The sequence below is a fragment of the Actinomadura soli genome (genome assembly GCF_005889715.1).
GTDB lineage: Bacteria > Actinomycetota > Actinomycetes > Streptosporangiales > Streptosporangiaceae > Spirillospora > Spirillospora soli.
In genome coordinates this window covers 29,985-48,001 of the sequence record NZ_VCKW01000031.1, presented here as the reverse complement: position 1 = coordinate 48,001, position 18,017 = coordinate 29,985, and the positions used below count along the sequence as shown (strand labels likewise).

General features: G+C 70.0%; 15 protein-coding genes and 2 pseudogenes. 8 read left to right on the top strand and 9 right to left on the bottom strand.

The features are described 5' to 3' along the window. Positions 1 to 552 precede the first annotated feature (552 nt). Together rox and ETD83_RS08735 are read left to right on the top strand one after the other, a co-directional pair. Positions 553 to 1,977 carry a rifampin monooxygenase gene (gene rox / locus ETD83_RS08740; RefSeq protein ID WP_205717562.1) on the top strand — a complete coding sequence of 475 codons (1,425 nt, stop codon included), beginning with the start codon at positions 553 to 555 and terminating at the stop codon, positions 1,975 to 1,977. Between the two features lie 359 nt (positions 1,978 to 2,336). Then, a complete protein-coding gene (locus ETD83_RS08735) occupies positions 2,337 to 4,523 on the top strand; it encodes a GDSL-type esterase/lipase family protein (protein WP_138644554.1) in 2,187 nt (728 codons plus the stop codon). Positions 4,524 to 4,651: 128 nt separating this feature from the next. Here ETD83_RS08735 and ETD83_RS08730 read toward each other — a convergent pair whose 3' ends face one another. Beyond that, complete coding sequence (locus tag ETD83_RS08730) at positions 4,652 to 5,308, bottom strand: response regulator (RefSeq protein WP_138644553.1); 657 nt, start codon at positions 5,306 to 5,308, stop codon at positions 4,652 to 4,654. Continuing rightward, complete coding sequence (locus ETD83_RS08725) at positions 5,296 to 6,576, bottom strand: sensor histidine kinase (protein WP_138644552.1); 1,281 nt, start codon at positions 6,574 to 6,576, stop codon at positions 5,296 to 5,298. The genes ETD83_RS08730 and ETD83_RS08725 overlap by 13 nt, the downstream gene beginning before the upstream one ends. A 173-nt stretch (positions 6,577 to 6,749) precedes the next feature. On the opposite strand from ETD83_RS08725, the gene ETD83_RS08720 reads away from it, so the two are divergent. Beyond that, positions 6,750 to 6,989 (top strand): hypothetical protein, encoded by a 240-nt coding sequence (locus ETD83_RS08720; RefSeq protein WP_138644551.1) that lies wholly within the window; start codon positions 6,750 to 6,752, stop codon positions 6,987 to 6,989. Positions 6,990 to 7,126: 137 nt separating this feature from the next. Here the strand turns inward: ETD83_RS08720 and ETD83_RS08715 are convergent, their stop codons facing one another. Then, complete coding sequence (locus ETD83_RS08715) at positions 7,127 to 8,455, bottom strand: FAD-dependent oxidoreductase (RefSeq protein ID WP_138644550.1); 1,329 nt, start codon at positions 8,453 to 8,455, stop codon at positions 7,127 to 7,129. Positions 8,456 to 8,565: 110 nt separating this feature from the next. Between ETD83_RS08715 and ETD83_RS08705 the strand changes: the two genes are divergently transcribed. Further along, the gene (locus tag ETD83_RS08705; RefSeq protein WP_138644549.1) at positions 8,566 to 9,096 is read left to right on the top strand and encodes an SDR family NAD(P)-dependent oxidoreductase; all 531 of its coding nucleotides are present in this window, start codon (positions 8,566 to 8,568) and stop codon (positions 9,094 to 9,096) included. A gap of 8 nt (positions 9,097 to 9,104) precedes the next feature. Beyond that, positions 9,105 to 9,821 (top strand): FAD binding domain-containing protein, encoded by a 717-nt coding sequence (locus ETD83_RS08700; protein ID WP_138644548.1) that lies wholly within the window; start codon positions 9,105 to 9,107, stop codon positions 9,819 to 9,821. A 253-nt stretch (positions 9,822 to 10,074) separates the two neighbouring features. Here the strand turns inward: ETD83_RS08700 and ETD83_RS08695 are convergent, their stop codons facing one another. The 5 genes and pseudogenes from ETD83_RS08695 to ETD83_RS08675 all read right to left on the bottom strand — a co-directional run bounded on the left by ETD83_RS08695 (position 10,075) and on the right by ETD83_RS08675 (position 15,343). Next, the gene (locus tag ETD83_RS08695; RefSeq protein ID WP_138644547.1) at positions 10,075 to 10,746 is read right to left on the bottom strand and encodes a response regulator transcription factor; all 672 of its coding nucleotides are present in this window, start codon (positions 10,744 to 10,746) and stop codon (positions 10,075 to 10,077) included. Positions 10,747 to 10,754: 8 nt separating this feature from the next. After that, on the bottom strand, positions 10,755 to 11,912 hold the full coding sequence (locus ETD83_RS08690) for a sensor histidine kinase (RefSeq protein ID WP_138644546.1): 1,158 nt from the start codon (positions 11,910 to 11,912) through the stop codon (positions 10,755 to 10,757). Between the two features lie 105 nt (positions 11,913 to 12,017). Next, a complete protein-coding gene (locus ETD83_RS08685) occupies positions 12,018 to 14,228 on the bottom strand; it encodes an MMPL family transporter (protein ID WP_138644545.1) in 2,211 nt (736 codons plus the stop codon). Between the two features lie 333 nt (positions 14,229 to 14,561). Further along, positions 14,562 to 15,025: pseudogene (locus tag ETD83_RS46295) on the bottom strand (transposase); the annotation flags it as partial. A 111-nt stretch (positions 15,026 to 15,136) separates the two neighbouring features. After that, positions 15,137 to 15,343: a hypothetical protein gene (locus tag ETD83_RS08675; protein WP_230420767.1), complete on the bottom strand. Its 207-nt coding sequence runs from the start codon at positions 15,341 to 15,343 to the stop codon at positions 15,137 to 15,139. Between the two features lie 175 nt (positions 15,344 to 15,518). On the opposite strand from ETD83_RS08675, the gene ETD83_RS08670 reads away from it, so the two are divergent. The 3 genes from ETD83_RS08670 to ETD83_RS08660 all read left to right on the top strand — a co-directional run bounded on the left by ETD83_RS08670 (position 15,519) and on the right by ETD83_RS08660 (position 17,611). Then, complete coding sequence (locus ETD83_RS08670; RefSeq protein WP_205717558.1) at positions 15,519 to 15,674, top strand: helix-turn-helix domain-containing protein; 156 nt, start codon at positions 15,519 to 15,521, stop codon at positions 15,672 to 15,674. A gap of 441 nt (positions 15,675 to 16,115) precedes the next feature. Next, positions 16,116 to 17,111, top strand: coding sequence for a sigma-70 family RNA polymerase sigma factor (locus tag ETD83_RS08665; RefSeq protein WP_138644544.1), 996 nt, complete (start codon positions 16,116 to 16,118; stop codon positions 17,109 to 17,111). A gap of 83 nt (positions 17,112 to 17,194) precedes the next feature. Further along, on the top strand, positions 17,195 to 17,611 hold the full coding sequence (locus tag ETD83_RS08660) for a YybH family protein (RefSeq protein ID WP_138644543.1): 417 nt from the start codon (positions 17,195 to 17,197) through the stop codon (positions 17,609 to 17,611). 134 nt (positions 17,612 to 17,745) lie between these two features. Here ETD83_RS08660 and ETD83_RS46290 read toward each other — a convergent pair. Next, a pseudogene (locus tag ETD83_RS46290) lies at positions 17,746 to 17,937 on the bottom strand (IS256 family transposase); the annotation flags it as partial. Positions 17,938 to 18,017 lie beyond the last annotated feature (80 nt).

Below are 18,017 nucleotides of genomic sequence, written 5' to 3'. Positions count from 1 at the left end.
CTTGTGGTGAGACCTGTCCTACCAGAGGCTTCACGTCTGTGTGCATCTACGGCTCGACACCGGGCCCGTCCCCTGAGCGCGCTTCGTGGCTACTTCGCGCAGATCATTTCGCTGAGAAAACGTCAGTGCGATGGCAGCACCACGCAAATACCCCCAGGAGCTCCGGGACCGGGCCGTCCGGCTGGCGTTGGAGTCCGACCGCCCCATCGCCCAGCTCGCGGCCGATCATGGCCGCAACGGGCGATCAGGCCGTCGACCGGGACCGGGGCCGGACGGGCCCCGCGTGTCGCGATCACGTGGCCGAAAAAAGGATTGGACGCAGTGATGCACGGGCCCATAGCTTGCAGTTGACCGCGACACCGCCCGAGGAGGTGAGACCCATGAACGCTGTATCGATGTGGGTGCTCCCCCTCCCAGTCTCGGTCGGGCGATTGATGTAGGTGTCGCCGGGAGCGCCTCGCCAACAAGGCACTCCCGAAAGGCAACATCATGCAATCTCCGCAGGTCACCGCCGAGTCGTCGTCGAACGACACGGCCGATCCCGCGCCCCTCATGTTCGACGTGATCATTGCCGGGTGCGGGCCGACCGGTGCGATGCTGGCCGCCGAACTGCGGCTGCACGACGTGCGGGTACTGGTTCTGGAGAAGGAAACCGAGCCGGTGTCGTTCGTCCGCATCGTCGGTCTGCACATCCGCAGTCTCGAGCTGATGGCAATGCGCGGGCTGCTGGACCGCGTTCTCGAACACGGAAGACGGCGTCCGGCCGGCGGCTTCTTCGCCGCCATCGACAAACCCGTGCCCAGGGGCCTGGATTCCGCGCACGCCTATCTGCTGGGCATCCCGCAGCCGGTCATCGTTCACCTGCTCGAAGAGCATGCGATCGAACTGGGCGCGCAGGTCCGGCGCGGTTGCGCGGTGGCAGGTCTCGAGCAGGACGGCGAGGGTGTGACCGTCGAGCTGGCAGGCGGGCAACGGCTGCGGTCGCGCTACCTCGTCGGCTGCGACGGCGGGCGCAGCACGGTGCGCAAACTGCTCGGCGTCGGTTTTCCCGGCGAGCCCTCGCGGACCGAGACGCTGATGGGCGAGATGCAGGTGGGCGCGCCGCAGGAGGAGATCGCCGCCAAAGCGGCCGAAGTCCACGAGACCCACAAACGATTCTGGCTCAGGCCCTTCGGCGAGGGGGTCCACAGCGTCCTCGTCCCCGCCGCGGGAGTCAGCGATCGCGCGGAACCGCCCACCCTTGAGGATTTCAAACAGCAATTGCGCGCCATCGCCGGAACCGATTTCGGCGTGCACTCCCCGCGCTGGCTGTCCCGCTTCGGCGACGCCACCCGGCTGGCCGAGCGTTACCGGGTCGGGCGGGTGCTGCTGGCCGGTGACGCGGCGCACATCCACCCGCCCACCGGCGGGCAGGGCCTCAACCTCGGTGTGCAGGACGCGTTCAACCTCGGCTGGAAACTGGCCGCACAGATCCGCGGCTGGGCGCCGGAGCCATTGCTGGACACCTATCAGGCCGAACGCCGTCCGGTCGCCGAGGACGTGCTGGACAACACCCGCGCCCAGACGGAACTGCTGTCCACCGGACCGGGCCCGCAGGCCGTGCGCAGGCTGCTCACCGAGCTGATGGACTTCGACGAGGTGAACCGCCATCTCATCGAGAAGATCACCGCGATCGGCATCCGCTACGACTTCGGCGAAGGCCCCGACCTGGTCGGCCGCCGCCTGCGCGACATCGACGTGAAACAGGGCCGCCTCTACGATCTGCTGCATCGCGGTCGTGGTCTGCTGCTGGACCGCACCGAACGCCTGACCGTCGGCGGCTGGGCGGACCGGGTCGATCACCTCGCGGACCCCACCGCGGAACTGGACGCTCCGTGCGTCCTGCTACGCCCCGACGGCCACGTCGCCTGGATCGGCGACGACCAGCAGCACCTGGACGACCATCTCTCCCGCTGGTTCGGCAAGCCCGCAAACTGATTTCACTCTAGCAACGGAAGACCGCCAGTCTTAGATGGTCGGCGGCCTTCCGTTCGCAAGCGAAAAGGGCTCACTTAATACCGCCATTGGCGCTCGCCTATCCCGAAAGATGGGCGCTCACCAGCTTTACCCCTTCTGGTCAGGGCGGGAGTCACGGCGGTAGTGCTGGCTGTACCATCACACTCCCCGCAGGCTGGGTGGATCATTCTCCCTCGTGGCACCAAACTCCCTCGTGAAGGCAGGCCACCGGACATCGATTTCCAGCTTGTCATCACCCGACAACCAGTGGCCGACACGAAGTTCCTTCCACACCCTTCACCGCCGGGTGATGACAAGCATGTCCAAAGGGAGGTCAGTGGATGGCGAAACATCGGGTCGGGCTGAGACGCACCGGAACGGTGATGGGCCTGGCCGTTGCGATGGCGGCGGTTCTCTTACCCGTCGTCGTCTCGACAGCGCTCACCACCGCGCCGGCGTCGGCCAAGGCTCCGGACAAGCCGAAGGCGATCGTGGCGATCGGGGACAGTTACATCTCGGGTGAGGCGGGACGGTGGGCCGGAAACGCCAGCACCGGGGCCGGGGGTACCGCGTGGGGCACTGACCTTGCCGCGATCTCCTGCCAGCGGGGCCGGGAGGACGACTGCGACCACGAGCCGAGCCTGGTCTACCTCGACGGCTCCGACGTCGACAAGGGCAACGGGTGCCACAAGTCGAGAATGGCGGAGATCAAGGGCGCCGAGATCGACGGTGTGGAGAAGCACCGGCGGTTCAACCTCGCCTGCTCGGGGGCGACCACAGGCAGCATTCTGCATGACACCTTCAAGGGGCAGGCACCGCAGATCCAGCAACTGGACACCACCGCCAGGGAGCACCACATCACCACGATCGTGGTGTCCATCAGCGGCAACGACCTGCGATTCAGCGACATCATCGCGAAATGCGCCGATGCCTACATGCGCGGAAAACCCCTGTGCAGCGTCAGCGAAGCGCGGGACCTTGAGAGACGGCTTCCCGAGGTCCGGGGCAAGGTCGTCGAGACGCTGCGGGAGATCCATCGGGTGATGCGGGCCCGTGGGCAGGACCGCAGCAGCTACCGGTTGATTCTGCAGTCATATCCGACACCCATTCCGACGTCCGACAAGTACCGCTGGAGCGAGCGGGGCAGGCTCTGGGAGAGATACCTGCGGGGCGGCTGCCCGTTCATGAACACCGACACCGACTGGGCCAACAAGTCCCTGGTTCCTGGCATCAGGGACATGCTGCGCGACGCCGCGTTCTCCGGCGACGCCTCGTTCCTGGACCTGTCCGAAGCGTTCGCCGGTCACGAGTTGTGCACGAAAGAGGCCGACCAGGCCGGCAGCCGGAACAGCCGGTCCAATCCGCTGGAGGCGAAGGACGCGGAATGGGTCCGCTGGGTGCCCTATCTGATCTGGCGCTCGGCCCCCTGGGAGAGCCAGGGCCACCAGCAGGAGGCCATTCATCCCAACGCCTTCGGGCAGGTGGCACTGAGCGCCTGTCTGACCAAGATGGTCGCCGCGTCCCCCGCGCCGGGACAGGCGTTCCGGTGCAAGGGGGCTGCTGGGTTCGAGCCTGAGGACGTGCAGGTCCAGAGGGAGATCGTGCACCAGGAGTCCTGGGGACGCAGGCTCAACGGTCAAGGCGGCCGCCCGGCCGTGTTCACCGACGGCGGTCAGCAGCACGCCTTCGTCAGGGACGGCAACTGCCTGGAGCACATGTGGTGGTCGGCGGCCGGCGGCGTACGCCGGGACCAGTGGGGTTGCGGCATCAACAGCAACCCGGCCGCGTACGCCGGCGGCGGGCAGCAGCACGTCTTCGCCACGAGCCGGAGGTGCCTCGAGCATTTCTGGTGGGAGGGCGGCACCGAGATCAAACGGAACCGGTGGGGCTGCGGCATCGACAGCGCGCCGGCCGGGTTCCTCTACGGCGAGCAGCAGCACGCGTTCGCCAAGAGCGGGAGGTGCCTGGAGCACTATTGGTGGGAGCCGGGCCGTCCGAACAACGACATTCAGCACAACCGCTGGGGCTGTGGCATCGATAGTCCCCCGGCCGTCTTCGTTGACGGCGAGCAGCAGCACGCGTTCGCCAAGAACGGGCGGTGCCTGGAGCACTATTGGTGGGAGCCGGGCCGTCCGAGAAATGACGTCCAGCACAATCGCTGGGGTTGCGGCATCGACAGCCCCCCGACCGTTTTCGTCCACGGCAAGCAGCAACACGCCTTCGCCAAGAACGGTGAGTGCCTGGAACACTTCTGGTGGGAGCCGGGCAGTGAAGTCAAGCGCGACTCATGGGGTTGCGGCATCGACGGCCCTCCGGTCGCGTTCGCATCCGGCGAACAGCAACATGCCTTCGCCACTAAGGACAACTGCCTGGAGCACTTCTGGTGGGAACCCGGCCGGCCCGTCCGCCGCGACCGGTGGGGTTGCGGCATCGAGGGCACCGTGAACGGGTTCGCCACCGGAGACCAGCAGCACGTCTTCGCCATCGGCCAACGACAACCGACCCAACATTTCTGGTACGCCGAATGAGCCGGAAACCGGGATAACGACACAACGCCGAACAATCACATGAGGTCCCCGGATTCCGTCCTTCGACCAGAAGGGCCAGGAAACCGGGGACCTCGTGCCAGTGCCCGGCCGGCGCGCGGGCCGGAACGTCAGGACTTGCAGTTGGCGTTGAGGTAGTGCAGGACGGCGGTGACGCGCCGGTCGGCGGTGCTGGCGGGGTCGAGGTCGAGTTTGGCGAAGATGTTGCGGATGTGTTTGTGGACGGCTCCGTGGGTGACGACGAGTTGTTGGGCGATGGCGGTGTTGCCCAGTCCTTCGGCCATCAGGGCGAGTACTTCCAGTTCCCGGGGGGTGAGGGCGTGGAGTGTGTTGCCGGCGTGGGAGCGTTTGAGGAGTTCGGCGACGACTACGGGGTCGATGGCGGTGCCGCCGCCGGCGACTCGGTGCAGCGCGTCGAGGAATTGCTCGACGCGGCCGACGCGTTCTTTGAGCAGGTAGCCGATGCGGTGGCCGCCGGCGTGGAGCAGTACGGTCGCGAACGCTTGCTCGACGTAGGCCGACAGTACGAGGACGGCCAGGTCGGGGTGGCGGCGCCGTGCTTCGACCGCGGCTTTGATGCCTTCGTCGGTGTGGGTGGGGGGCATCCGGACGTCGACGATGGCGGTGTCGGGCCGGTGCTGGTCGACGGCTGCCAGGAAGGCGTCGGCGTTGTCGGTGGTGGCGACCACGTCCAGTGATTCGGCGCGCAGCAGCAGGGCCAGGCCTTCGCGCAGGAGGGGGTCGTCCTCGGCGATCACGATCCGCATGGCAGCTGCACCTTCAGGGTGGTCGGTCCGCCGGGTGGGCTGGTGAGGGTGAGGTGGCCGTCGTGGGCGTGGATGCGGCTGCGGATCCCGGCGATCCCGGTGCCGCCGCCGGCCTTGCCGCCGGCCTCGGCGCCGCCGGTGCCGTCGTCTTGGATCTGCAGGTGCAGGTGGGGGCCGTGGCGGCGTACGGTCACCTGGGCGTGCCGGGCCCGGCTGTGGCGGGAGATGTTGGTGAGTGCTTCGGCGGTGACGAAGTAGGCGGTGGCCTCGACGGAGGCGGCGCAGCGGCCGGGCAGGTCGATGTCGATCTGGCAGGGGACGGCGCAGTTGGCGGCGAGTCCGGCGAGTGCGCCGGGCAGGCCGTGGTCGTCCAGGACGGGTGGCAGGATGCTGCGCACGACGGTGCGGAGTTCGGCCAGTGCCTGTTCGGCGGCGTCCTGGGCGCGCTCCAGTATGGCCAGGGCGTGGGCGGGGTCGCGGGTGAGTGCGCGGTGGGTGGCGCCGAGCAGTACGGTGACGCCGACCAGCCGGTTTTGGGCGCCGTCGTGCAGGGAGCGTTCGATGCGGCGCAGTTCGGTGGCGTGGGCGTCCAGGGCGGCGGCGCGGGTGGCCGACAGTTGCGCGATCCGCAGGGACAGGTCGGTGTCGGCGGTGGCGGCCAGCAGGTGGCGTCCCGGCCATGCCTGCAGCCGGGCCATGGCGGGTGCGAGCAGCACGAACACCGCGGCCAGTGCGAGGCCCAGGAGGGTGACCAGCAGGGCGTCGGAGGTGTTGGTGACCGTCCAGGACACGCCGGTGAGTTCGGTGTCGGGTGGGGGCAGCAGCCGCCACCACAGGGGGTAGGTGATGTCTTGCACGGCTGAGATCGGGAGGGTGATCGCGAACGCGCTGAAGGCCAGGCCGGCGGTGCCGTGGGTGAACACCCAGCACAGCTCGCGGCGGACGGCGGTGTCGGCCAGGGCGTCGCGGGCGCGGGCTGGTGGGGGTCCGGGGCCGATGATCTCTGGGCCCCAGCGTGACAGCCGGGCGCGTTCGCGGGCGGCCACGGCCCGCACGGCGTGCGGCACGCTGGGCGCCAGCAGCAGCCCGATGCCGGCGGCGCATAACAGGGTGACCGCGGTGACCCAGGCCATCGCGACGAAGGCCAGCAGGGCGGTGCCGAGCCCGCCGACCAGATGCTCCAGGGCGTCCAGGACGGCCCGGGCGCGTTCGGAGAAGCCGCCTGCGGTCCGCCGGGGGATCGCCGGTTCGGGTCTGCCCGCCACCATCGGCCTCCTTCTCGCGCCGACCACTCTAGGACGAACGGTCGCACATCGCCTCGCGGGCGCCGCGGGAGTACAGCCTGCTATACCGCGGAGGACGGGCGGGCTGGATCGTGCGCGGATCTTGTGGTTCCTAAAGTGATGTGCGGAAACCGGAACCCCGCACCCCGGAGCGCACGATGAACGACTCTCACAGTGGACCGGAGCCGCCGACCCCGTCCCGGGCCGCCGCGGCCGCGGACGTGCGTGGTGGAGCCGTCCGGCCGGTGCTGTGGGTGTTTTTGGTGGTCTGTGTGGCGGGTGACATGGTGGCGTGGCGGACCGGCGTGGGCGCGGTCGCCGGCGTGTCGCTCGGGCTGGCCGCCCTGGCCTGCGCCGCCGGGCTGATCGTCCACCACTACCGAAACCGTCCCGGCTGAACACGGCTACCGGACACAACGGGCGAGTCCCGCTCGGCCTCCAGCTCCCGGATCCGGGCCCTGAGCTGCCTGCACTCAACGCTGCGTCGTCACGGACGGCATTCTCGTCAACCTGGCCGAGACCTCTTCGGCGTGCCTCATCGCTGCTCGATGGCGAGGTTGTTGCCAATGAGCCAGCCCATTCCGAAGGCTGAGAGCAGGCCGTTGCCGGACAGGTAGCCGTCGGAATGGGGGCCTGCGAGGCCGCAGGCGGTGCCGCCGCCCGCGTACAGGCCGGGGATCGGCTCGCCGGTGGTGCCCAGGACGCGGCCGGACGGGTCGATCACAAGGCCGCCCTGGGTGGCGAGGAGGCCATGGGTGACCCACGCGAGGTGGTACGGCGCGGTGAGGCGGCGGCGACCTGGGAGGGGGGCCAGTGCCCGCTCGGCCTCCTCCGGTGTCCGGTGCAGGGCAGTGGCCAGGTCCTCGATGGCGGGCACGTCGTGGATGGCGCGCGCGGCGAGGCATTCGCGCATCATCTCCGACTCGCGGGTGGCGGCCATCGCGGTGGCGTCCCAGATCATCGCGGCGCGTTCGCCCGGTTGCCGCCGCAGGACGCCCGCCAGGGACGAGTAGCCCTTCGACTCCTCGTCGACGAAGCGCTCTCCGTCCAGGTTGACCAGGACGGCGCCATTGAACGGCAGCGCCGGGGACACGCGGGTGCCGTGGTCGACGACGACCAGGCCGGAGCGCAGCGCGGCGCCCATGTTCCGCAACCGCGCGCCCATCCGTAGCGCCCAGCCGAGTGCGTCGCCGGTAGAGGTGGAGACTCCGCCGTAGAAGGGCGTGCCGAGCTGGGGGAGGTGCTCTTCGACCAGTGCGCGGTTTCCGGCGAAGCCGTCGGCGGCGAGCACGACGGCGCCGGCCCGGATCCGCTGCGGGGAGCCGTTCTGGGAGACGACGACGCCGGCGACCTCGCTCCCATGCGCGGCGAGGTCGATGACGGGCGCCTCGTCGACGAAGGCGGTGTTGTCGTGCCCGTCGAGAAGGGCGCGCAGGTGACGCATGAGGCGGCCGCCGCCCAGGCGTCCGGTGTCGGTGTGCAGGCGCCAGGCCGTCATTCCGGCCCGGGGCATGTCGGCGCCGAGCTCGATGGGGTAAGCGGTGCCGGCGATCCACTCCACGATCTCCGGGGCCGCCGCGCAGAGCGCCTCCACCACCGGGCGCCGTTCCTCGTCGCCGCTGGCGCGAAGGATGTCCTCGGCGTGCCGCTGCGGCGAGTCCTCGATGCCCGCGGCGGCCTGCCAGCGGGTGGCCCCGGCGGCGAGGGAGCCCGAGGAGATGGCGGCGTTGCATCCCCCGCGGGCGGACTTCTCGAAGACGCCGACGACGAGGCCGGGGTCGCGCGCCGCGCGGAGGGCGGTCATCACGCCGCAGGCCCCGCCTCCGACGACGGCGACGTCCACCTCGGCGTCCCAGCCGGTCATCCCAGGGTTCTCGACGTTCCGTAGAAGTCGCGGGCGGCGTCGACCAGGGGACGGGGCGGGCGCGCGCCGTAGAATCCCGTGCGCGCCGGGGTCAGCCCGGTGGCCCTGAACTGCGCGGCGCGGATTTCGGCGACGCCAACAACGCCTCGATCCGCGAACCCATCGGCCTGGACGCGCCAACCCCCGACTGGGACCGCCACTGGATGACCGCGCTGCGAGTCAACCTCCTGGCCCCCGCACACCTGTCCCGATTCGCCATCAACCACTTCCTCGAACGCGACTGCCAGGGCGTCATCATCGGCCTGACGGCACGCATCGCGGTGCGCGGCGACTACCCGGACTACCTGCAGGACGGCGCCGCGAAGGGCGGCATGAACTCCCTGCTCCGCGGCGTGGCCCGCGGCTTCGCGAAGAACGACATCCTCACCTACCTGATCTCGGCGGGAATCATCGAGACCGACCAGGCCCGGGCACAGTTCGACAGCCACGGCGGCACCGACCAGTACCTGGCCGACATCCCGATGGGAGAGTTCGGCACGCCCAAGGACATCTCAGAACTGATCCTCTTCCTCTCGACCGGCCGGGCCCGGTACTCGACCGGCGCGACAATCGACGCCGGCGGCGCGTCATTCCTCCACTAGGCGCCCTCATGACAGCCGAGTACCGACGGCCGTCCACGCTGCCCGAGCTGCTCACCGACATGGCCGAACCGGGAGCGTTCGCACTCGCCGGCGGCACCGACCTCATTCCCCTCCGCACCGCCGGCGCGGTGTCTCCCACCCTTCTGGTCGACGTCAAGCACGTCAGCGAACTCAACGGCATCACAACCGAAGCCGGCACGACCCGAATCGGCGCCGCGACCACGCTGGCCGACTTGGCCGAGCACCACGACCGCTCCCTGGACGCGATCCTCGACGGAGCGAGAATCGTCGGAGCCCCCCAAACCCGCAACCGGGCCACCCTAGGCGGCAACCTCTGCCGCTCATCCCCAGCGGGCGACACCCTGTGCGGCCTCCTAGTCCTGGACGCGATCGCGGAACTGCACTCCCTCAACGGCGTCCGCCACGTCCCAGTCCGGGACTTCTTCACCGGCCCAGGCCGCAACGTCGCTACCCCCTCAGAGGTACTGGTCTCCATCCGCCTCCCGACAAGGCACGCCGGTTCGGCCTACCACCGCTTCACCTACCGCCGTTCAATGGACCTGGCGATAGTCGGCATAGCAGCCCGCCTATCCATCAAGAACGGCACCTGCGTAGACGCAACAATCGCCATAGGCGCCGCCGCACCCACCCCTCAGTCGCCGCCGAAACTCTCATCGGCACCCCCTGCGACGACAAAGCAATCGCCCACGCCTGCGAACAAATAATCGCCGCCGCCACCCCAATAGACGACGTAAGAGGCACCCGCGCCCACCGCCTCCGCGTCCTAACCCCCTAGCCCGCAATACCCTGCAAACCGCAAGGACCCGGGCCCAGCACACCTAACAAGTGCGGCCGTCCAGGAGCTCTCTTCGTAGCGCAGCACGAGATCTCGGCCCGGCCCGCCCCGCGAAGTCTCCCTGTACGAGAACTACCTGTCCCGGCTCCTGGCCGACTGCTGACCCCGCCGGGCCCCGGCGGTCATACCGGCGGCCGGGCGAGACCGGTCCGGTAGGCGATCACGACCAGCTGCGCGCGGTCGCGGGCGCCGAGCTTCATCTTCGCCCGCTGGACGTGGGTGCGCACGGTCAGCGGGCTCACGAACAGCTCCTCCGCGATCTCCGTGTCGGACTTCCCGTCCGCGACCAGCAGCGTCACCTCGCGTTCGCGCGCGGTCAGGGCGGCCAGGTCGTCCGGGACCGCGAGCTCCGCGCCGGGCTCGGGAGCGGCGAGGAAGCGGCCGATGAGGGAGCGCGTCGCGGCGCCGGACAGCAGCGCGTCACCCGACGCCACGGTGCGGATGCCGTCGAGGAGCCCGTCGGCGGAGACGTCCTTGCCGAGGAACCCGCTCGCCCCGGCGCGCAGGGCGCGGGCGACGTGCTCGTCGGTCTGGAACGTGGTGAGGATGAGGACGCGGGCGTCCCGCAGGTTCGGGTCGGCGCAGACGGCCTCGGTCGCGGCGAGGCCGTCGGTGCCGGGCATCCGGATGTCCATGAGGACGATGTCGGGACGGTGCTCGCGGGCGAGCTCGATGGCCTGCGCGCCGTCCGCGGCCTCGGCGACCACCTCCATGTCCTCGCAGGAGTCGATCAGGATCCGGAACGTCGCCCGCAGCAGGGCCTGGTCGTCGGCGAGCAGAACACGAATGGTCATCAGGGCCTTCAGGAGTGGATGGGCAGTTCTGCGGTGACAGCGAAGCCGCCTTCGGGGCGCCGGCCCGCCCTGAGCTTCCCGCCGGCGGACTGTGCGCGTTCTCGCATCCCGATGAGACCGAACCCGCCGCTGCCCGGAGCCGGCGGGCGCGGGCCGGAGCCGCCGTCGTCGCTGACCGTGAGCGTCAGCGTGTCGCCCCCGTAGGCGAGCTTCACCTCCGCGGCGCCGGCCCCGGCGTGCTTGACGACGTTGGTGAGCGACTCCTGCACGATACGGAACGCGGCCAGGTCGACCCCGGGTGAGAGCTGCCGCCGCTCTCCTTCGACCGCGACGGTGGTGTCGAGCCCCGCCGAGCCGAACGCGGAGACCAGCTCGTCCAGGCGGCCGAGCCCGGGTGACGGCTCCAGCGACTCGGGATCGTCGGACCTGCGCAGCAGCCCGACCGCGGCCTGGAGTTCGCGCAGCGCCGACGCGGTGGTGCGGCTCAGCTCGTCGAGGATCTCCCCGGCCTGCCCGGGGTCGGTGCGCACGATGTGCGCGGCGGTGCCGGCCTGCGCGTTGGCGAGGGCCATGTGGTGGGCGACGACGTCATGCAGCTCGCGGGCGATGCGGACGCGTTCCTCGGCGACACGGTGCCGCGCCTCCTCCTCGCGGGTGCGTTCGGCGTGCTCGGCGCGGGCGTGCACGGCGTCCAGGTAGGCGCGCCTGCCCTGGACCGCCGCACCCGAGACGAGCGCCACGATGATCCAGAACGCCGGAGCGAACGTCGCCAGCTTCTGGGCCTCGTCGTCCTCGATGGACCACTGTGCCGCGACGAGGAACGCCACGATGGCGATCAGTCCGTACACACGCGCGGACCGCTCGGAGATGCGGACGCCCAATGCGTAGAACGCGACGACGAGCGGAATCATGTGCTCGTGGCTGATCGGATAGCCCGTGGCGCCGGTGACGAGGGTGCAGAAGACGACGAACGCGGCGACGGCGCCCGGATAGCGGCCGCGCCACACCAGGGAGAGGCAGGCCGCGCTCGCGGGGAGGGTCCCGGGCCACCAGCCCGACTCGGTGTCGATGTACTGCGCGATGGTGATCATGGACAGCAGCAGCAGGAAGCCCGCCTCGACGATGCGGGGGTGGTCGTCGGCGAACCTCCGCCAAGCAGTGATCATGAGCTCCTCTCTTCCGGATGCCTGTAACCCATGGTGGGGCACGGATCGGTGAGGGCCGTCCGTACGTGGCACGGGCGGCCCTCACCGGTCCGGCGGCGCGGCGGATCAGACGCGCGCCGTGCGCGACCCGGGGTGGTCCGGCGCCACCGTGAGCGGGGGCGGCACCCGGTCGCGCAGGGACTCGCTCTCGACGTCGACGCGCGGCAGGAGCCGGCCCAGCCGGCGCGGCAGCCACCAGGCCCACGTGCCGAGCAGGACGAGGACGGCGGGCACGATCACCATGCGCACGACGATGGCGTCGAACAGGACGGCGACGGCGAGGCCGAAGCCCACCATCTTGATCATCATTCCGGCGCCGGTCATGAACCCCGCGAACACCGACATCATGATCAGCGAGGCGGCCAGCACGACCCGGCCGCTGTACCGGAACCCGGTGACGACGGCCTGCCCCGGTGTCTCCCCGTGGACGTGCGCCTCCCGCATCCGGGTGACCAGGAAGAGCTGGTAGTCCATGGCCAGGCCGAAGCTGATCCCCACCAGGAAGATCGGCAGGATGCTCATGATCGGTCCGGCTTGGTCGACGCCGAAGACCCCGGCTCCGTGGCCGTTCTGGAAGACCGTGACGAGCGCGCCGAACGCCGCCCCGATCGACAGCAGGTAGCCGAGCGTGGCCTTGAGGGGCACCAGTACGGAACGGAACACCAGCAGCAGGAGCAGGAACGCGAATCCGACGATGGTCGCGAGGTAGGGGAGCAGCGCCTTCTGCATCTTCACCCCGACGTCGATGTTCAACGCGGTAGTGCCCGTGACGTCGAAGGACGCTCCGGTGGCGGACTCGATCGCGGGACGCTCGTCCCGGATCTCCCGGACGAGGTCCTTCGTCTCCTGGCTGGTGGGCGCCGTGGCCGGTGTCGCCGACAGCACCGCGGTCGTCCCGGCCTTGTCGAACTGGGGCGGGGAGACCGAGACCACGCCCTCGGTTCCGGCGATCCTCTGCGCGATCGTCCCGACCGCGGCCTTGGGGTCGTCGGCGCGGCCGGCGTCCACCACGACGGTCAGCGGTCCGTTGAACCCGGGGCCGAAGCCCTCCGCGAGCGCGTCGTAGGCGCGCCGCTCGCTGGTCGAGGTGGGCTTGGCCTCGTCGCCCGGCATGCCGAGCCGCATGGACAGCGACGGAACGGCGATGGCGCCCAGGGCGGCGACCGCGACGAGCAGCACCGGCACCGGCCGCCGCACGACGAACCGCGCCCAGCGGGCTCCGACGCCCCCGCCCGCGCCGCCCCTGGCCGGACGGTTCTTGCGGGTGCGGCGCGACAGGACGGAGTTCGGCAGGAAACCGAGCAGCGCCGGGACCAGGGTCAACGCGACCAGCACGCCGACGGCGACCGCGCCGGCGGCGCCCATCCCGATCCTCGTCAGCATCGGGACGCCGACCACCGACAGCCCGGCCAGCGCGATGACGACGGTGAGCCCGGCGAACACGACCGCGGTACCGGCGGTGCCCACGGCCAGCCCGGCCGCCTCCCGGGGTTCGTGGCCCTTGGTCCGCTCCTCCCGGTAACGGGAGATCACGAACAGGGAGTAGTCGATGGCGACCGCCACCCCGAGCATCATCGCCAGCTCGCCCGTCGTCGGGGACAGGTCGAAGACGTTCTGCAGCGCGGTGATCGACATCAGGCTGACGATCACCCCGATGGCGGCGGTGACCAGCGACATCCCGGCCGCGGCCAGCGACCCGAAGGTGATCAGCAGGACCACGGCGGCGACGGCGATGCCGAGGATCTCGCCGACTCCCTGGGCCGGGTCGGTCTCCAGCGCGGACCCGCCGACCTCGACGGTCATCCCGGTGCCCTTGGCCTGCTTGACCGCGTCCCTCAGCAGGTCCTTGCTCGCCTCGGTGAGGTCGTCGGTGGTGACCTTGTAGGTGACCGTGGCGAACGCCGTGGACCCGTCCTTGCTCACGGCCCCCTCCTCGAAGGGGCTCTCCACGCCGGCGACCTGCGGCCCCTTGGCCGCCTGCGCCACCAGCGCGTCGATCGGCGCGCGGTTCTCCGGCGCGGTGATCTTCTGCCCGTCCGGGGCGATGAACACGACCCGGGCGTCGGCGCCGTCGGCCGCGGCGCCGGGGAACTTCTCGTTGATGTGGTCGAACGCTTTCTGGGACTCGATCCCCGGCATCGTGAACGAGTCGGACGGGGCCTTGCCCGCGTTCTGAGAGCCGAGGAAGGCGACGGCGAGGGCGGCGAGCCATAGCAGCGCCACCAGGTAGCGCCATCTGAATGCCCCGCGCCCCAACCGGTACAGGAAGGTGGCCATGGAAAGTCTCCGTATGTGGTGGTGGGAACCCCACAAGGCTCTCCGAGCGCACCCCGGCCCGTAGTCGTGCGTGGCAAGGCATTCGGGTACTGAAAAACGCGTACGCTGGGACGCCCTCGGCCTGGGCCAGAAGGAGGAGAGGGCCCGCCTCAGAGGAGGATCGACTCGATCGGAAGGCTCGAGTCAGCACGCAGTGCGAGCCCCGGAGCCGCGAGTTGGCCGCCACCCCGCCGCTGGGGCTTGGGCAGGGTCGGAGGAGTTATCGCGGATCTCCACTCTGAGCGGTCGCGATCTCCCCTGGTCAGGATTCGCGACGTTCGCTAGAGACTGCCCGGGGTCGAGCGGCCGGTTCTGCCATTCGCTCATGCCCTCGATCACCTTGTCGGTGATGGTGGAGATGGTCTGCTTGGACACTTGCGCGCCGTAGACCTCGGCCAGGTGCGCCGGAGATGTCGCCGTGGTTGAGGCCCTTAGCGCTCAGCGACAGCACCAACTCATCCACCCCCGGAGCGCCGTTTGCGGACGATCTTCGGCTCAAGCCGGCGTCCCCGGTCTCGCGGCACATCGATCTCCACCGGCCCGACCTCGGTGTGGACCGGTGCCCGCTACGGACGTTCCTGCCCTGCCCGTCCGCGGCGCATTCGTGCCGGTCCCGGCCGAGGTGATCGGTGATCTCGCCCTCCAGCGCCGACTCCAGCACCCGCTTGGCCAGCCGCTGCAGCAACCCGCCTGCCCGGTCAGCTCCAACGCCGCTCACGGGCCTGCGCCACCAACCGGCCGACCAACTCCTGGTCCACCCCGGCCACCGTGAGGGCCGACTCGTCGGACTCGGCGTGTGCTCTGTTCTTCAGCTTCTCGAACAGACCCATGCGGTTGTCCGCCCCTCTGGCGCCGCCGTTGAAAGCTCCTCAGCCGGTGCGGCGGCGCCCACGGCGGTACTGTTCGGCTTCCTGATGGATCTTCGCCTCGGTCGCCAGGAGCGTGGCCTCGGCGCGCTCGGTCCGCATCCTCGCGTGCATCTCCCGGAAGGTCGGCACGCGGCGTCGCGCCGGCGGCGACGGCTTCGCGCCCCGCTGTCCCGTCCCCCGTCGCCAGAAACGCTTCAGCAGTCCCATGTCCGCTCCTTCCGCAGCGTACGGCCATGTGCCCCATACGGGACATTCCATGCGCGAGTGTGCTGACGTGGGACGTCGCTGCTGAACTTGAATGGGGGATGTCGGGCTGTTGGTCGGACGGCGGGCGGATGGCTTCGGTAGTCCTGGCGCGGTGAGATATCCGCAGGGTGGCGGCTTGACCGAGGCCGAGCGGACAGCGCGGGAGCGGGTGCGGCTCCAGGCCGTGGCTCGCTTCGAGGTCGGCGAGAAGAACCGGGAGATCGCTGCCGCGTCGCGGGTCTCGAAGCGGTCGGTGGAACGCTGGCGGCGCCAATGGCGCGAAGGCGGCTGAGTCGGGGTGGCGCCAAGGGATCGCCTGGCCGGTCGCGACTGTCTGAGCTGCAGACATCACGCACACAAAGTCGGACACCAGGTCAGTCGGCCTGATCGGGCGGCTCCGGTCCGCCAGTGGGCCGAGTAGGTGCACGCTGATGCGCTGCGGGGCGAGGTGGAGTAGGGGCCTGTGCGCGGGTCTCTCCGCGGGCCCGGCAGTGGTCGTAGTTAGGTGCGGGAGGTGCCGACAGTGGCCAGCAGGCCGGCGGCGGTCCTAACGCCGACGCCGGGCAGTGACGCCAGGGCTTGGAAAGAGGGGTGCCGGTGCCGGACGACGGTCTGTTCGTCGAGCGCGCCGAAGACCCCCTCACGCGACGCTTTGCGATCGGCTTACCGGTCTCGGTCGCTGGCTGGACCGCGCCTCCCGGAAATTGCGGGAGCGTGGGTTAGGTTCGGCGGCATGGACGACGGCACATCGGAGGAGCTGCTGGCGGCGGCGCGCGATGGGGACGGGGCGGCCTTCGGACGGCTGGTGGCGCCGTTCCTCGGGGAACTGCGGGCGCACTGCTACCGGATGCTGGGGTCGGTCCATGATGCCGAAGACGTGGTGCAGGACACGCTCGACCGGGCCTGGCGCGGCTTGGAGCGGTTCGAGAACCGCGGGTCGGTGCGGCCGTGGCTCTACAAGATCGCGACGAATCGTTCGTTGACGCTGATCGAGCGGAGGGGGCGGCGTGAGCTGCCCGTCGACCTGAGCCCGGAACACGCGCCGCTGGCCGAGACGGTCTGGCTCGAGCCGTACCCGGATCGGCTCATGAACTGGGCGGCGCGGCTCACCCCGGAGGAGCAGGCGGTGGCGCGCGAGAGCGTGGAGATCGCCTTCGTCGCCGCTCTCCAGCACCTGCCGGCCTCGCAACGCGCCGTCCTGCTCCTACGCGACGTGCTCGGCTATGGCGCCGGCGAGACGGCGAGCCTGCTGGAGACCTCGGTCGCGGCGGTCAACAGCTCCCTTCAGCGTGCCCGTAAAACCGCCGCCGGGCTGCTCCCCGACAACACCCAGAGTCAGACCTTGACCTCGCTCGGAGAGACGAGCGTGCGCGACCTCGCCCAGCGATACGCGGCGGCATGGGAGGCAGGGGACGTCGACGCCGTGGTGGCGATGTTGACGGCGGACGCGAAATTCTCGATGCCGCCGCAGACGGCCTGGTACGAGGGACACGACGGCATCCGCGGCTTCCTGGAGGTGGGGCCGATGCGCGAGCGTTGGCGCTTCCTGCCGACGCGGGCCGGCGGGCAGTTGGCGTTCGGCACGTACTTGTGGAGCGCGGACAAGGGCGTCTACGTCCCGGCGGGACTGGACGTGCTGATGCTGCGAGACGGGCTGGTCGCCGAGGTGATCTCATTCCTTGACGCGAGCTTCCCGATGTACGGGCTGCCGGCTGAGCTGGCCGGATAGCGAATTCGGCGCGCCGCGATGATTTCGCGGACCGGCGCGGGTTGTAGTTCTGACAGAGCTTCGACCCGAGAGGACGGAAACCGATGACCGCAGCAGCCGAAGACCAGATCCGCGCCCTGATAGAGCGCTGGGCCGAGGCCGTGCACTCAGGGGACATGGACGGAGTGCTCGCCGACCACGCCAAGGACATCGTGATGTTCGATGTGCCGCCGCCGTTCGAGGGCGTCCGCGGCATCGAGGCCTACCGCGAGACCTGGCCCCCGTTCTTCGAGTGGCAGGCGAACGGCGCCTCGTTCGAGATCGAGTCGCTGGACGTCACCGCCGGCGGCGACGTCGCGTTCGCGCACGCCCTGCTGCGTTGCGGCACCGCCGAAGAACTGGCCGCCAACCCGGCCAACCGCCTGCGGCTGACACTCGGCTTGCGGATCGAGGACAACCGGTGGGTCGTCACGCACGAGCACCATTCGTTCCCCATCACCGATCAGCCGAGCACCGAGTAGGCACGGGCCAGGCACGACGTCGCCGACGAGGCCGTACACGTCCTCCGGCACTCCGGATCGTCCGTGGACCGACGCCTCCCTCGGCAGGCATCGGGGACTGTCTGAAGGTCTGCGGGTGAGGCAGTGATCGGCTTTCAGTTCAGGGTGATGCGGTCACCGTAGTGCAGCGGCAGCGCGTTGAGGGCGGCCTTCCAGCGGGGTTTGCCGGTGCTGTTCGGCTGGTTCTTGCGTGGGTGCGGATGACCAGGTAGAGCACCTTGAGCCCGGCCTGCTCGGTGGGGAGGTTCCCGCGTGGCGGTGGCCTGACGGAACCGGGCGTTGAGGCTCCTCGATCGCATCGAACACCGCCTCCACGGTGGCCTCGTACGGCTCCCACCAGTCGGCTCGAAGCAGCCACGAGGGCGCT